Source organism: Collinsella aerofaciens (genome assembly GCF_040926265.1).
Taxonomy (GTDB): domain Bacteria; phylum Actinomycetota; class Coriobacteriia; order Coriobacteriales; family Coriobacteriaceae; genus Collinsella; species Collinsella aerofaciens_BB.
On sequence record NZ_JBCOIL010000022.1, the window covers coordinates 1 to 15032 of the forward strand.

General features: G+C 55.5%; 15 protein-coding genes. 11 read left to right on the forward strand and 4 right to left on the reverse strand.

The window, feature by feature from the left end:
- Positions 1-143: 143 nt before the first annotated feature.
- From AB5767_RS07305 to AB5767_RS07320, 4 genes are all read right to left on the reverse strand, one after another.
- On the reverse strand, positions 144-1232 hold the full coding sequence (locus AB5767_RS07305) for a M24 family metallopeptidase (RefSeq protein ID WP_368132536.1): 1089 nt from the start codon (positions 1230-1232) through the stop codon (positions 144-146).
- A 227-nt stretch (positions 1233-1459) separates the two neighbouring features.
- Positions 1460-1870 (reverse strand): DUF1667 domain-containing protein, encoded by a 411-nt coding sequence (locus AB5767_RS07310; RefSeq protein WP_368132537.1) that lies wholly within the window; start codon positions 1868-1870, stop codon positions 1460-1462.
- A gap of 3 nt (positions 1871-1873) precedes the next feature.
- Positions 1874-3220: an NAD(P)/FAD-dependent oxidoreductase gene (locus AB5767_RS07315; RefSeq protein WP_368132538.1), complete on the reverse strand. Its 1347-nt coding sequence runs from the start codon at positions 3218-3220 to the stop codon at positions 1874-1876.
- 1 nt (position 3221) lies between these two features.
- Complete coding sequence (locus AB5767_RS07320; protein WP_368132539.1) at positions 3222-4676, reverse strand: NAD(P)/FAD-dependent oxidoreductase; 1455 nt, start codon at positions 4674-4676, stop codon at positions 3222-3224.
- Positions 4677-5081: 405 nt separating this feature from the next.
- Here AB5767_RS07320 and AB5767_RS07325 point away from each other — a divergent pair, with 405 nt between their 5' ends.
- From AB5767_RS07325 to AB5767_RS07375, 11 genes are all read left to right on the forward strand, one after another.
- Entirely contained in the window at positions 5082-5513 is a 432-nt protein-coding gene (locus tag AB5767_RS07325) for a double zinc ribbon domain-containing protein (protein ID WP_055251579.1), read from the forward strand.
- A gap of 225 nt (positions 5514-5738) precedes the next feature.
- Entirely contained in the window at positions 5739-7502 is a 1764-nt protein-coding gene (thrS, locus tag AB5767_RS07330; RefSeq protein WP_368132540.1) for a threonine--tRNA ligase, read from the forward strand.
- Positions 7503-7831: 329 nt separating this feature from the next.
- A complete protein-coding gene (locus tag AB5767_RS07335) occupies positions 7832-8422 on the forward strand; it encodes a hypothetical protein (RefSeq protein WP_368132541.1) in 591 nt (196 codons plus the stop codon).
- 147 nt (positions 8423-8569) lie between these two features.
- The gene (locus AB5767_RS07340) at positions 8570-9256 is read left to right on the forward strand and encodes a sugar transferase (RefSeq protein ID WP_368132898.1); all 687 of its coding nucleotides are present in this window, start codon (positions 8570-8572) and stop codon (positions 9254-9256) included.
- Positions 9257-10360 carry a glycosyltransferase family 1 protein gene (locus AB5767_RS07345; RefSeq protein WP_195645084.1) on the forward strand — a complete coding sequence of 368 codons (1104 nt, stop codon included), beginning with the start codon at positions 9257-9259 and terminating at the stop codon, positions 10358-10360. It abuts the gene before it with no gap.
- A gap of 9 nt (positions 10361-10369) precedes the next feature.
- Entirely contained in the window at positions 10370-11557 is a 1188-nt protein-coding gene (locus AB5767_RS07350; RefSeq protein WP_195645083.1) for a polysaccharide pyruvyl transferase family protein, read from the forward strand.
- A gap of 8 nt (positions 11558-11565) precedes the next feature.
- Entirely contained in the window at positions 11566-12252 is a 687-nt protein-coding gene (locus tag AB5767_RS07355) for a 4Fe-4S binding protein (RefSeq protein ID WP_368132484.1), read from the forward strand.
- A gap of 27 nt (positions 12253-12279) precedes the next feature.
- Positions 12280-12810: a Coenzyme F420 hydrogenase/dehydrogenase, beta subunit C-terminal domain gene (locus tag AB5767_RS07360; protein WP_368132483.1), complete on the forward strand. Its 531-nt coding sequence runs from the start codon at positions 12280-12282 to the stop codon at positions 12808-12810.
- A 22-nt stretch (positions 12811-12832) separates the two neighbouring features.
- Positions 12833-13585: a glycosyltransferase family 32 protein gene (locus tag AB5767_RS07365; RefSeq protein ID WP_138374996.1), complete on the forward strand. Its 753-nt coding sequence runs from the start codon at positions 12833-12835 to the stop codon at positions 13583-13585.
- On the forward strand, positions 13585-13917 hold the full coding sequence (locus AB5767_RS07370) for a hypothetical protein (RefSeq protein WP_368132482.1): 333 nt from the start codon (positions 13585-13587) through the stop codon (positions 13915-13917). Before AB5767_RS07365 ends, AB5767_RS07370 begins: the two co-directional genes overlap by 1 nt.
- Positions 13914-14978, forward strand: a complete 1065-nt coding sequence (locus AB5767_RS07375) for a glycosyltransferase family 2 protein (protein WP_368132481.1) — start codon at positions 13914-13916, stop codon at positions 14976-14978. The genes AB5767_RS07370 and AB5767_RS07375 overlap by 4 nt, the downstream gene beginning before the upstream one ends.
- Positions 14979-15032: the final 54 nt, after the last annotated feature.

Below are 15032 nucleotides of genomic sequence, written 5' to 3' on the forward strand. Positions count from 1 at the left end.
TGGCTCAGCCCGATGGAGTACCGCAGGAAGCTTGGATACGCCTAGGCGCGGTCCAAGAAATCGTCCGCACCCCCTTTTTGGGTTCTAGCAGCCCATCCAGGAACTATTCCACCGCAACTTAGTTTGGGGGCTTGGGGACCAGGCTAGTCTAGGCGGACTGGGTCGTGGGGGTAGGCGTTGAGAATCTCGACGCCGGTCTCGGTGACGAGGGCCAAGTCCTCGATGCGGACGCCGGTACGGCCGGGGAGGTAGATGCCCGGCTCGATGGAGAACGTCATGCCCGGCTCTACGACCTGCTCGTTGACGAGCGAGACGTCGCCCGGCTCGTGGTCTTGCAGGCCGATTGAGTGCCCCAGGCGATGCGTAAAGTACCGCCCATAGCCCGCGTCTTCAATCACATCGCGCGCGGCGCGGTCCAGGTCGCACATGCGCACACCCGGTGCGATGAGTGCCTCGGCGGCCTCGTTGGCGCGGCGCACGATGTCGTAGATGCGCGCCGTCTCCTCGTCCGGATCGCCCCAAAAGAACGTGCGCGTCATATCCGAGCAGTAGTTGCGATGACGCCCGCCAATGTCGAACAGCACTACGTCGCCGCGCTTGAGCACGGTGTCGTCGGGCTCGTGGTGCGGGTCGCCGGCGTTATCACCAAAGCTCACGATGGGCGGAAAGCTAAAGCCCTCGCAGCCGTGCTTGCGATACAGGCCGAGCATCTGGTCGGCAATCTCGCGCTCCGTCACGCCTTCGTGGACGAGCTTGATGGCGTCGGCCATCACGGCGTCGTTAGCGGCCGAGGACGCGCGCATGAGCTCCTGTTCGGCGTCATCCTTGTGGGTGCGCGCGGCGGTGACGGCAAAGTCGCCCAGGAAAAACTCGCTGGCTGCGTGGCGCTCCATGAGTGGCATCAAAAAGCCGGAACGCATGACGGTGTCGATGCCGAGCGGTTTGTTCGGATCGACCTCGCGAACGATGGCGTCGGCCACGACGTCAGTATCGGTGTGATAGGCCACGCGGGCATTGTCGTACTCGGGCAGCTGATGCAGCGCGTTGACCAAGATCACAGGTTCGCTATCGCGTGCGAGCAGCACGCCGCAAAAACGCTCGAACATATCGGCATAAATACCGCTCAGATAGTAAATCGACCACGGGTCGTTTACGAGCAGCTGTGCGCCGGGGTGCTGAGCCTCGAGCGCATCAAGCACGTGCGCCACACGCTGGTCATCGACATGTGCCATACATCGTCCTTTCGCTAGGGTGCCACCATGGTATCCCAAGCCCGGCACATAGGGACGTTCCTTTTATGCCGGCACCTTGGGACACTCCTTTGCATCCCATGCGGCCCTCATAAGCTGCGGTGAAATACGGACTGTTTAGCGGCCTGAAGCCATAAAACGGTCCGTATTTCACCGCAACTGCGGAGGAGGACCGGGTGGATGGTGGAGTAGCTAAAAGTGCCCCGTCCTTAATTAGCTACTTGGGCTCGGTCGATGTCCATGCTGGCGATTAGGTTGATGTTGGTGTTGAGGAGGTCGGGGAGGACGACTTCGCCCATGCGGATGGGGGCGTTGACGATTAGGCCTCGGATGAGGTCCATGGCTTGGGCGTGGAGGGCCAGCGGGATGGCTTCGGATGTGCGCACGGGGAGCAGGGCTTCGTCGCCGCCGGAGACGGCCACGGTGGTGGTGAGCACGCGCATGGGGCAGGTCAGCTCCTGATGTGCGAACTTATCACCTCGCGGGCATCTGTTGCCGGTCACGGAGCGAACAGCTGCTACGGTACCGTTGGCATCGCGCTCTACCTCTACGGTCAGGAGGCACTCGGATGGGCAGGTGGTGCAGTTGAACCGCAGCGTTTCGGTCGCATTCGTGCTCATGAGCTATGCCTCCTCAACGGGATCGACAGATAGGACAATCTCGCTTGCACCCAGGTCGAGTGCGCGTTGAATCACCTTTGCCGGCAGTGGGAAGCTTTCCATTATGCTCGGTTTAAACGGGCGGACCTTGCCGGTGAACAGTTCCTCGCCGTCGGCCAAGATCCTCACGCGGGCGGCATCGACCGGTCGGCGCACACGGAAGTTGAGTCTGGTGAGTGTCACAGTCGTAATGCGTCCCGGCAGCGCGTAGCCCGCGATGCCGGCAGGGGAGACAGTGAGCTCCCAGTCCGGAACGGTGCCCGCGCCGGTCCCCAGCGCGTATGCCGCTGCAGCTGCGCCAGCCCTCTCGGACTCGGTCGTCACATTGTCGGCCAGGTCGTGCACGTGCAGCACGTTTCCGCAGGCAAAGATGCCCGGCACGCCCGTCTGCAGGCTCTGATCAACCACGGCGCCGCGCGTGCGCGGGTCAAGCTCTACGCCCGCGGCAACCGAAAACTCGTTCTCGGGAATCAAGCCCACCGAAAGCAGCAGTGTGTCACACGGAACAACGCGCTCGGTCCCCGGAATGGGCGCCAGGCGCTCGTCGACCTGACTCACCTCGACGGCTTCCACGCGATCGTGCCCGATCACACGCGTCACGGTGGTGGACAGGTGCAGCGGAATTCCAAAGTCCTCCAGGCAGTTCTTGACGTTGCGGCGCAGACCGTTGGCGTACGGCATGAGCTCGTACACGCCCTCGACCGAAATCCCCTCGAGCGTGCAGCGACGTGCCATGATCAGCCCGATGTCGCCCGAGCCCAAAATGACGACGCGCGAGCCGGGTTTGAGGTTCTCGATATTGATGTATCGCTGCGCCAGGCCGGCCGTAAACACGCCAGCGGGACGACTGCTGGGGATCTTGATCTCGCTGCGGGTGCGCTCACGGCAACCCATGGCAAGGACGACCGCGCGCCCGGTGAGCTGCAGCATGCCGGCAGGGCTCATGAGCGTGACGGTATGGACCGCGGTTTCTTCCGTAAGCTCGCCTAAATCAATCCCAAGCACCATGCAGTTCAGGAACAGCGCAATGTCGGTCGCGCGCACCTGGTCGATAAAGCGCTGCGCGTACTCGGGACCGGTGAGTTCCTGTTTAAAGTGCGACAGGCCAAAGCCGGGGTGGATGCACTGGCGGAGGATTCCGCCCAGGTGCTGCTCGCGCTCCACGATGGCCACGTGGGCGCCGGCATTATGTGCGGCAAGCGCAGCCGCCATGCCAGCGGGTCCGCCGCCGATAACGACCACGTCGAAGGCTTGTGTTTGCACGGCTTCTACGACGCCGCAATCAATCGCGCTCGATTTGAATCCCGCCATCCTAGCGCACCCCCTTCAAAGGTCCCTCAACGAGCCACGAGCCAGTGTCCTCCAGCAGTACCTCGCTGGGGTCGCAGCCCAGCTCGCGCGCCAGGATCGCCACCACACGGCTCTGGCAAAAACCGCTCTGGCACCGGCCCATACCGGCACGGCAGCGGCGCTTGACGCCCTCGACCGAAACTGCGCCCGGGCGGCGTCGGATCGCGGCCACGATCTCGGCCTCAGGTACCGTCTCACAGCGGCAGACAATCTGTCCCCACGCGGGATCGAACTCGATCAGCTCCTCCTTGCGCGCCAGCGGTGCGCGGTCAAAGTCATCCGGCGCGCGGCGAATGGGGTTCCAGTCCGCCCGCTCGTGCAGCTCCACGCCCGCCTCACGCATCACAAGCTCCATGCGCTCGGCAATGGCCGGCGCGCTTGCCACACCCGGCGACTGAATGCCCGCCGCCTGGAAAAGCCCCGGCACCACGGTCGACTGTCCAATAAAGAAGTCGTTCGTTCCCTGAATGACCGGACGCCCGCCGGCAAATGCGCGCACCACGCGGCGCGTATCCAGATCGGGCACCAGCTTGCGCGCGCCGGTCAGCAGCGCGTTCACATCGCTCGCATAGGTCTGCGTGTCACCCGGCTCGCGCACAGCAGCCGTTGCGGTGATCACGGTGTTGCCGTGCACGGTGCCCGTGACGATAACGCCCTTGGACACCGGCGTGGGAACGGGGTAGAGCGGCATGACCGCACGCGGCTCCTTGTCCAGCACCACGATGTTGCCCTGACGCCAGACCATCTGGAACTCCTCGGCGCCCGCCATATGCGAGATGTCTGCGGCACCGTTGCCCGCGGCGTTAATCAGATAGCGGCAGCGCACGTTGCCAACGGGGGTCGCCAGTGTGAAGCGCGCGTCGTCGCCCGAGCCCGCGACTTCAATCGCTTCCACCGCCGCGGATCGCATGAACGTCACGCCGTTGGCAACCGCGTTCTCCAGCGCAGCAATGGCTACTTCAAACGGGTCAACGTAACCGGTCGAAGGGCACCACAGCGCGCACGTGGCCTGGGCACTCGCACGCGGTTCCAACTCTCGAATGCGCTCGGGGCCGATGATCGACAGCTCGGGCACGCCGTTGGCCAGGCCATTCTGGCGCAGCTTCTCCAGGTGTGCGCGGTCTTTGTCGTTGAAGCCCAACACCATTGAACCGGTACGGCAAAACAAAAAGCCGAGCTCCTGGGCCCACGTGTCATATAGCTCGCAACCACGGGCGTTGACCTGCGCCTTTATCGTGCCCGGAGCCGGATCGTAGCCGGCGTGCACCAGGCCGCCGTTGGCCTTCGACGCGCCCAGCGCGATGTCGTTGGTCGCCTCGACCACGCAAATGGAAAGGTTAAATCGCGCGAGCTGCCGCGCGATGGCGCATCCGGTGATGCCCGCGCCCACAATCGCGATATCAAACGTTTCTGCCACGGTGCCTCCAAGACAAGTTGACAGGATGTCAATAAGACTATCCTACGGTCTGCACACCCCCTAAGCGGCGGCAATGCGGCGAACAGCCCCGCAACACCCGCCAACGGCAGACGAGGGGAGACCCGACAACGTCGACAACCTCGTCTGCCGACAACTACGGCAACCGTTCGTCTCGATCTGTAACAGTTAGACGAGGATTTGGGTTCTAGATGTTATAGATTGAGATTGAAGTCGGGGAGGGACCCCTATGTCTAAATCTGTAACATCTAGACCCGGATTCCGCTCCCACCTGTTACAGATTGAGATGTTTGTGTCCGCACCAGCTCCGCCCCTAGCCGTGGTCCCATATAAACAAACCCCGTGGTAAACTTGACCGGACTGTTAATATTCCGAAAGGTACCCGTAATGTCCAAGTACATCTCTGAGCTCATGTCGCCGCAGCTTATGGGCGTCGTCTATGCCTTTGTTGGCTTTATCATCGCCCTGTATGTGCTGTCGGTCGTCTATGTGTTCATTGACGCTCGCCGCCGCGGTGCCAGCGCCTACGTGGCATGGGGCATCATCGCCCTCATCCCGTTTGTGGGCCTCATTGCCTACCTGGTCCTGCGCCCGCACTCCTATGCGTCCGACCGCGAGGAGCAGGAGCTGGACATGGCCCTGCGCGAGCGCCAGCTTGCCCAGTACGGCACCTGCCCGCAGTGCGGCGCGCCCATCGAGAAGGACTTCGTCGTCTGCCCGGTGTGCGATACCCAGGTTCGCAACGTATGCCCCAGCTGCCATCGCCCGCTCGATGCGCACTGGAAGGTCTGCCCCTACTGCCGAACTCGTATCCAGTAACGCATCCATCGCCGGGCCGGCCGCAAGCCACGGGCACGCTGCAAGCCACGCGCGCCCCGCAGCCCGCCCCACACGATGAAGCATGCGTAGAAAATCGCCCGCCGTGCCATTAAGGTGCGGCGGGCGCTTGTATACCAAGGCAACCTGCCTATAATGATGCAAGTCAAAAACGCCGAGCGCATCGCACGCACTTGCATCAGGCATCCGAGAGGAGAAAACATACCCATGAAGGCACTCTACAATGACGGTTCGGTGGCCGAGCTCCCGCAGGACGAGGTCACGCACGTCATCCGCCACTCCGCCGCGCACATTATGGCGCAGGCCATCAAGCGCCTGTATCCCCAGGCCGACTTTGCCTACGGCCCCGCGACCGACAACGGCTTCTACTACGACGTCGACCTGCCCGAGGGCGTCAAGATCAGCGAGGACGACTTCCCCGCGATCGAGGCCGAGATGAAGAAGATCGTCAAGGAGAACCTCAAGTTCTCCGTGTACGAGAAGCCCCGCGCCGAGGCCATCGCCCTTATGGAGGAGCGCGGCGAGAAGTACAAGGTCGAGCACATTGGCGACCTGGACGACGACGCCCGCATCACCTTCTACCAGCAGGGCGACTACATCGACATGTGCGTCGGCCCCCACATCTGCTACACCAAGGCGCTGAAGGCCTTTAAGCTCACCGGCGTCTCGGGCGCTTACTGGAAGGGCGATAAGGACAACAAGATGCTTACCCGCATCAACGGCGTCGCCTTTGCCACTGAGGAAGAGCTCGAGGAGCACATGCACATGCTGGAGGAGGCCAAGAAGCGCGACCACCGCAAGATCGGCCGCGAGATGGACCTCTTTATGATGCGCGACGAGGCCCCCGGCTTCCCGTTCTTCCTGCCCAACGGCATGATCCTTAAGAACACGCTGCTGGACTACTGGCGCGAGATCCACCACAAGGCCGGCTACGTGGAGATCTCCACCCCGCTCATCATGAACAAGCAGCTGTGGAAGACCTCGGGTCACTGGGACCACTACAAGGACAACATGTACTCCACCGTCATCGACGACGAAGAGTACTGCATTAAGCCCATGAACTGCCCGGGCGGCGTGCTGGTGTACGCCTCCAAGCCGCACTCCTACCGCGAGCTGCCCATCCGCGCCGGCGAGATTGGCCTGGTGCACCGTCACGAGCTGCGCGGCGCCCTGCACGGCCTGTTCCGCGTGCGCTGCTTTAACCAGGACGACGCCCACCTGTTTGTGCGTCCCGACCAGCTGACCGACGAGATCGTGGGCGTGGTCAACCTCATCGACTCCGTGTACCAAAAGTTTGGATTTAAGTATCACGTTGAGCTTTCCACCCGCCCCGAGGACTCCATGGGCTCGGACGAGGACTGGGCTCGCGCCGAGGAGGGCCTGCGCACCGCTCTGGAGCAGCTGCACATGGACTACGAGGTCAACGAGGGCGACGGCGCCTTCTACGGACCCAAGATCGACTTCCACCTGGAGGACTCGCTCGGTCGTACCTGGCAGTGCGGTACCGTGCAGCTCGACTTCCAGATGCCGCTCAACTTTGATCTGGAGTACGTGGACGCCGACGGTACCAAGAAGCGCCCCATCATGCTGCATCGCGTGTGCTTTGGCTCCATCGAGCGCTTCATCGGCATTCTGATTGAGCACTTTGCGGGCAAGTTCCCCACTTGGCTGGCTCCTGTGCAGGTCAAGGCGCTGCCCGTCTCTGAGAAGAGTCGCGACTACGCTCACGAGGTATGCGCCAAGCTGGAGGAGGCCGGCATTCGCGTGGTCTGCGACGACCGCGACGAGAAGATTGGCTACAAGATCCGCGAGGCCCGCAGCATCGACCGCGTGCCCTACATGCTCATCCTGGGCGAGAAGGAGGTCGAGGCCGGCAACATCTCCGTCCGCGATCGCTCCAACGAGACTGTTCAGATGAGTGTTGACGAGTTTGTTGCGAAGGTGACCGAGGAGATCGAGACTCGCGCCTAAGGCAAGCTGCACAACAATTAACAAAGGCGACCGTCCACACAGGGCGGTCGCTTTTTTTCATGCCGAAATAAGAAAAGCCGCTGGTTGAGCGGCTTTTTTTGTTGCACAAAAAGGTACAGGTTTTTGCATCTACAGTTATAAGACATTATACAAGCAATTAATCAGCGATTGCCCAGATTACGCAAAATGTACTGCCAGTAGATGCATCTCCATGCCCCTCTACAAAAACCTGTACTTTTGCGACTGCGCCTAGCTGCGAGCGAGAAGCCTGTTCTAAACGCCCCTGCATTTGCGTGCATCGCAAAGCCAAAAGAGGGGGGGGCGAGAACATGGAACAGACGGCACGGCGCCAAGAGCAGCTGCCGGGCGCATTTAACGGCGTCACCACCAACAGCCGACACGGCCGCGTCCGCTGGTATCTGGTCCACACCCCCAATGGAAAAGAGCGCGAGACCTGCGAAAAGGTCCGCCGCATAATCCCGCACAACCTTATGCAGGACGCTTTTGTGATGCAAAAGGAGTTCTGGTTTAAGCGGGACGGCGCATGGTCGCTCCAAACCAAACCCATGTACAAGGAATATTTCTTCGTCGCCACGCACGATGCTGCCGCGCTCGATAGGGCTTTGGCTCAGTTGAGCTTTGGCTGTCGCATCGCCGGCAGTAGGGAGCGGGCGTACATGCCCATGCCGGACGATGCGCAGGATTGGTATCGCAGCGTGCTCGACGACGACGGCGTGGTGCGCAACAGCGTTGCCCGCATAGAAGACGGCGTGTTGCACATAGAACAGGGTCCTTTGGTGGGGCAAGAGGCCCGCGTGCACAAGATCGACCGTCATAAACGCTGGTGCTTGGTAGACGTGGGCGAAGGTGACTCCGCATTTAGGGAGCTGCTACCGCTCGACGTTCCCAGCAAAACGTAAGGGAGACGTCGCACTGGCAATTCGTTCGCATTTTTGAATTTACCTATTGGGGGATCCCAAGGGAACGGGGATGTATTTTTGACTGTAGCTGCTAAAGAAGTAACAAAGAGCTGTGCGCCTGCGGGGGCGGCACTGATTGCCTAGGCCATGGACCGGCGCGAGGGCGCCGGCCGTTACAAGGCCATGCAATCCATTATGGACTGGGACCGCTCGCGCTTGGCATATAGGGCAGTGAAGCGCGCCTTCGACATCGTGTTCAGCGGCTGCGTGCTGGCCGTCATCGCTGTGCCCAGCCTGGTGCTGGCCGCGGCCATCCGACTGGAGAGCGAGGGCAGCCCCTTCTATAGTCAGATCCGCGTTGGCCGCACCCGTCCCGACGGTAGTTTGACTACCTTCCGCATGTGGAAGTTCCGCTCCATGTACAAGGACGCCGACGAGCGCCTCGCCGAGCTCAGGGAGCAGAACGAGATCGCCGGCGCCATGTTCAAGATGAAGAATGACCCGCGTGTCACCAAGATTGGAAAGTTCATCCGCAAGCACTCCATCGACGAGTTCCCGCAGTTCCTGAACGTGTTCATGGGTCAGATGTCCGTCGTCGGCCCGCGCCCGCCGCTGCCCAACGAGGTCGCGGAGTATACCGAGTACGACCTGCAGCGTTTGGCCGTTAAACCAGGCATTACCGGATGGTGGCAGGTGACTGACCGCAACGATACCGACTTCGACGGCATGGTCCGCCGTGATTTGGAGTACATCGCCAAGCGCGGCCCCATCACGGACTTGAAGATTGTTCTCCTCACGGTCGTTGAGGTCTTTACCGGTGGAGGTGCTTGCTAAATGACTGAACCGGTTAGGGTGGCTCAGGTTGTTGGCAAGATGGTTGGTGGCGGCGTCGAAGCTGTCGTTATGAATTACTATCGTCACATCGATCGCGGTAAAGTGCAGTTTGACTTTCTTGTTGATTCCGATTCGACGCTTGTTCCCCGTGACGAGATCGAATCGCTCGGTGGCAGGGTCTTTGAGATACCGCCCTATCAGCATGTAGCTGAATACCAGCGAGAGCTTCAGCGTCTCTTTAAGCAAGAGGGCTGGAAGATTGTCCATAGTCACATCAACGCGCTTTCGGTCTTTCCTCTTCGTGCTGCGAAGAAGGCGGGTGTCCCCGTGCGTATCGCCCATAGCCACTCTACGAGTGGTAGGGGTGAGTATGCCAAGAATGCCCTGAAGGCCGTGCTGAAAACGCAATCAAACCGGTATCCGACTCACCGTTTTGCATGTAGTAAATTCGCTGGTGAATGGTTATTTGGATCGAGTTCTCAATTTGTAGTCATGCGTAATGCTGTCGACTTGTCTGTTTTCGCGCCAGATGATGAGGATCGCCTAAGGACGCGGCGATCGCTTGGTGTTGCTGATGGACAGCTTCTAATTGGGCACATTGGTCGTTTTACAGAGCAGAAGAATCACTCATATTTGCTTAATATATTCGATCAGGTTTTAAAGATTCGTAATGATGCAGTTTTAGTTTTGGTTGGTTCTGGTCCGTTGGTTGAACAGATAAAGGACCAAGCTGATTGTCTGGGGATTAGCCATTCTGTTCGGTTTTTGGGCACTAGAAGCGATGCAGCATCTTTATATCGAGCATTTGATGTTTTCTGCCTGCCGAGCCTGTATGAAGGCCTCCCAATGGTCGGAGTTGAATGCCAGGCATCGCATACACCCATTCTTGCGTCTGATACCGTTACCTCTGAGACCGCTGTTACATCCATGATGCAATTTGAATCACTTTCTAGCTCCTGTATAAAGTGGGCCGAAAGACTTATTGAGTTGAGCACAGAGGTCTTCGCGCCTGGCGACGATGCCGGTTTGCAGGTATTTGAAATTAATGCTGCGGCCAGAGTGTTATTGGATTGTTATATGACCTATTTAGGTTCTGTTGATTAAGGGGATAGCTTGACTATTACATGTTCTAAGCGAGTCGCAGTCGCGTCGTGTCATGACAAAATCAACTTTGGCAGCGTTCTTCAGGCGTACGCGACCCAGCGTGCCCTTGAGGAGCTGGGAGTTGAAGTCAATACTATTGATAAACGTGGCCTGGGTCATGCTATTTCTGAAGGACGCAATGATTACTATCTTGAGCATCTATTTGATGTAGATCTTTATCGTGCAAAGCTGGGTTTTGTAAAGCATCGCATCAAGCAGAAGCTTGATGCTGACTTTGGAAAGAAAATGGCAAAGAGGAAAAGTGCATTTTCATCTTTCGAGTCAACACATTTTAGTTTTACTCCTCAAGCCGCTTCGTTTGAAGAACTTGGGGCGCTTGTGGCTGATTATGACAGCGTTGTTGTTGGCAGCGATCAGCTTTGGCTGCCTGTTAACATTGCTGGTAGGTACTTTACACTATCTTTCGTGCAGCCTCCTGTCCGCAAGGTGTCTTATTCCACTAGTTTTGGAGTATCTTCCCTTTCTGAAAAATATCTTCGTAAAACAAAAGATTTTCTTTCCGATTTTTCGGCCATTTCTGTTCGCGAGGATACGGGAGCGGATTTGGTAGAGAAAGCTACGGGCGTCCGATGCTCTGTTGTATGCGACCCTACGATGCTGCTGGCTAGAGATCAGTGGGCAAGCCTTGCTTGTTCCTCCTCGATTGACGTTCCTGACGAGCCCTATGTTTTCTGCTATTTCATGGGTAAGAATGCATGGAATCGTGAATGTGCCCAAGAGCTTGCCAAGCAGCATAATTTGAAGATCGTCGCCATTGCTCATCCCGATGAATATGTTAAGGCTGATGACGATTACGCGGATTATTATCCTTGGGAAGCCGGTCCGGCTGAGTGGGTCAACTTGATTGCCCATGCTTCGTATGTCTGTACTGACTCTTTCCACGGAAGCGTTTTCTCAAATATTTTTGAGGTGCCCTTCTTCTCGTTCCGTCGCCACGAGAATATGGGTGCTCAGTCTACGAACTCACGTATTGATACATTGTTGCGTGTCCTTGGAAACTCCGATCGTATTTGCGAATCGAAGGATGCTTTCCGTGCCGCAATGGCAAATGAAATTGACTTTGTGTCAGTACGTCAACGACTTAATGTGTATAGGAATGAATCGGCCAATTGGCTTAAATCAGCTCTTGAGTTGTAGGGAACAGTATGATCTCCATCACGGACAAAAGTAAATGCTGCGGTTGCGCTGCCTGTGCTCAAAAATGTCCCAAGCAGTGCATATCAATGGAATATGACGCCGAGGGCTGCGAGTACCCCGTAGTCAATGCTGACCAGTGTATTGATTGCGGATTATGCGAAAAGGCTTGCCCAGTGCTTAATGTTGATAAGGACGAGCCTAAGTCCCAACGAGCCTTTCTAGTCCAGCATAATGATCAAAAGGTGCTTGCTGAAAGCACTTCTGGTGGAGCCTTCACTGCCCTTGCTCAGGCCGTGATTGCCAACGGCGGTATTGTGTTTGGTGCAGGTTATTTGCGCGGTGAACAGCTTGTGCGAGCCGAAGGAGCCCCTGGGCGACTTAAGGTCGGACATTTTTCTGTGGAAAGCGTTGATGAACTTTGGCGCTTCCGCAACAGTAAATATGTTCAGAGCGTTGTTGGCCCTGCGTATCCCGAGGTCAAACAACAACTAAAAACTGGACGTGAAGTTCTCTTTATTGGTACCCCCTGTCAATGCGAAGGCCTGCTTCGATTTTTGGGCGGCAAGCCGGCAAATTTACGCGTGGCAGACTTCGTCTGCCGCGCGAACCCCGCTCGCGCTGTGTTCGCGCGGCAGGTCGAATGGCTTGACGCAAAGGTTGGCGTAAAAGGTGAGACCGTTCTTTTTAGAGATTAATCACGGTTTGGCTATCGCTATTCAAATATGTGCGAGCTCGAAGGCGAGACTCTGTATGGTGAACGGCTGTACAGTGAAGGTGTCGAAACAGATCCTTACCTAAGGGCCTTTTTTGCTGATCTTTCAGATCGACCCATTTGTTACGAATGCCCGTTTAAAAAGCGTTATCGCGTTACTGATTTGACTTGCTGGGATTTCTTCGATGTTTATCGACTCTCGAAAGAGTTCGACGACAATCGGGGCGTCACTCGAGTTCTCATCCAAAGCGATGAGGGACAAGAATTGCTTGATCGAGCCTCAAGCTATGCCCGTATGAAGGAGATTGATGTTGAGGCTGCAGTAGAAGGTGTTCGTGAACTTACTAAGTCCGTGAAGCTGAATCCGCGTCGCGATGAATTCATGGCTGATGTGGCGAATCTGGATGGTGAGGAGCTTATGAATAAGTGGTTCCCCGATTCCGGAAAAGTAAAAGCCGAGCGCTTTGCTAGGCATACATGCGAAAAGCTTGGAATTTATGACCCGATGAAGCGTCTGGTTAAAAAAATCATCAAGAAGTAGCCTATTGTTCGAAAGGGAATTGATGATTCCTAAAGTTCTGCACTACATCTGGTTCGGTGGAAGTGAGCTTCCTGAACTTGAAAGAAAATGCATTGAGTCTTGGTCGAAGATCATGCCTGATTGGGAAATTCGTAGATGGGACGAAAGCAATTTCGATATAAATCAATGTGAATTTTGTCGTGAGGCATATGCCTCAAAAAAATGGGCGTTTGTCAGCGATTATGCGCGCTACAGAATACTGTATTCAGAGGGTGGAATCCTTCTCGATACAGATGTCGAAGTCCTGAAGCCTCTGGACGAGCTTTTAGATAATGAGGCTTTTGCGGGATTCATGAAGAATAATTTCTTCTTGAATCCTGGCCTCATCATGGGTTCTGAGGCCGGAAGCCATGTCATGAGCGATGTCGCAAAATTATATGAATCTATGAGATTTGAGATGCGAAAAGGCCGCAACTCTATGGATACCTCTCCGAGGGTGCTAACTGATTACCTGGAAGTGAGTTGTGCTCTTAAGAGAGATGGTTCATTTCAGCAGTTAAATGGTTTCACTGCATACCCTGCTACTTATTTTGATCCCCTAGACAGTCATAGTGGCAAGTTTGAAATTACTGATGATACATATTCTATTCACCATTATTCAGGCACCTGGTTGTCACCCGCTAAGAAGTTCCGTGTTGAAATGCGGAAAAAGCTTGCGCCAGTAATTGGACCCAAGCTGTCTTGGTTCATCTCCTCTGTTCTATCGGTACTTAGATTTGGAAGGAAGGCTTTTTAATGGTTTCGTCTGCCTTAGACCACAATAAGCCTAGGGTTTTAGTATCTGGCCTTTCAAATGGGCTGGGTGGAACCGAAATCGTTGTTGGTAGGTATATAAAGGCCCTCAGCTCATATGCTACGTTTGAATTTCTTGCTTCGTTTGAGGGACTTGGTGTTGCCGCAATTGAGGCCAAGCTTAACGGATTACCTTATGTCTGTTCATTTGGCGTTCCAGATGCGGCTGATATTTCTGATCAATTTTTAAAATGCTCCTTTAATGTTGCCGAATGGATTGAAGCAATTATTTCTATGGGTCGTCCAAATAAGCTTGCGGGGGGCGTCTGTTTATGACGTCAACAAGCAAGCAAGTAAATTGCTGTCAATCTTCCTTGGTCGACAATCCTCTCGTGAGCGTGATTGTGCCGATGTATAACGCTGAAAAAACGATTCAAAAGACATTAAATAGTCTTCAGCGTCAGAGTGTGAGCAACATTGAAATAATTATTGTTGATGATGGGTCGACAGATCGTGGCGCTGGGCTAGTTATGGCTATTGCAGAGGGCGACAACCGGATTAAGCTGATTAGTCAAAACAATAGTGGTGTATGCGTGGCGCGTAATAGGGGTATCGATGAGGCCTCCGGTGATTGGGTGGCATTTGTTGATGCTGACGATATGCTGCCTATAAATGCAGTTAGGCTGTTGCTTGAATCCTCAGATGGCTGTAGCTTGGTTATCGGGGCTCTACTGAATGAGCATGGCGATTATTCGGGCAAGGCTATAAGCATCGACTGGAAAACAGCATGCTCTCTTAGCCTTGCATTTTGGGATAATGTTAATAAAGTTCCGTTTTCGAGCTTTACTAAAGGTGTTGTATTCCGAAGCGTTTGCGGAAAGATATTTAAGAAATCATTATTCCGGAATGGTTTTCTTAAATTTGAAGATGGCATTCGTTTCGGTGAAGACGCGTTGTTTATGGTAGATGCTTATCGTCTGGCTGAAAGTGTAAAAGTAGTGGACTCGGCGGTCTATTGCTATGTCAACAATAGTGATTCAGTAACGAGAAATACTGATATCTCGGCTATCGAGAGTGTTGATAATTTACTGGTAAAACTATATGAGCTATGTCACGTGAATCCGGATTTAAGCGAACTATATAAGCAATCTGCAGTCAGGGAAGTCTTATCTTTGATTCGTAATTGTGCACGTTTGGAATCGAATCAGCTTTTTAAGCCTGTCTCTAATATGGTCTGCCAGTCGTATTTCAGCTATTTAATGGAAGGCTTTGCTTCTCACCGCTATTCACGTCGATTTATCTCTGAAGTGAAAAATCGCATTACGATCCGTCTTCTTCTTGCGAGGCGTGTTATGGCTGCAATTGGCTTTACTAAGTTTGTTTATGGGGTACGTTAATTGAATTTGACTAATGTGGAAAGATCATGGACTGAGATTATACGAGCAAATGCC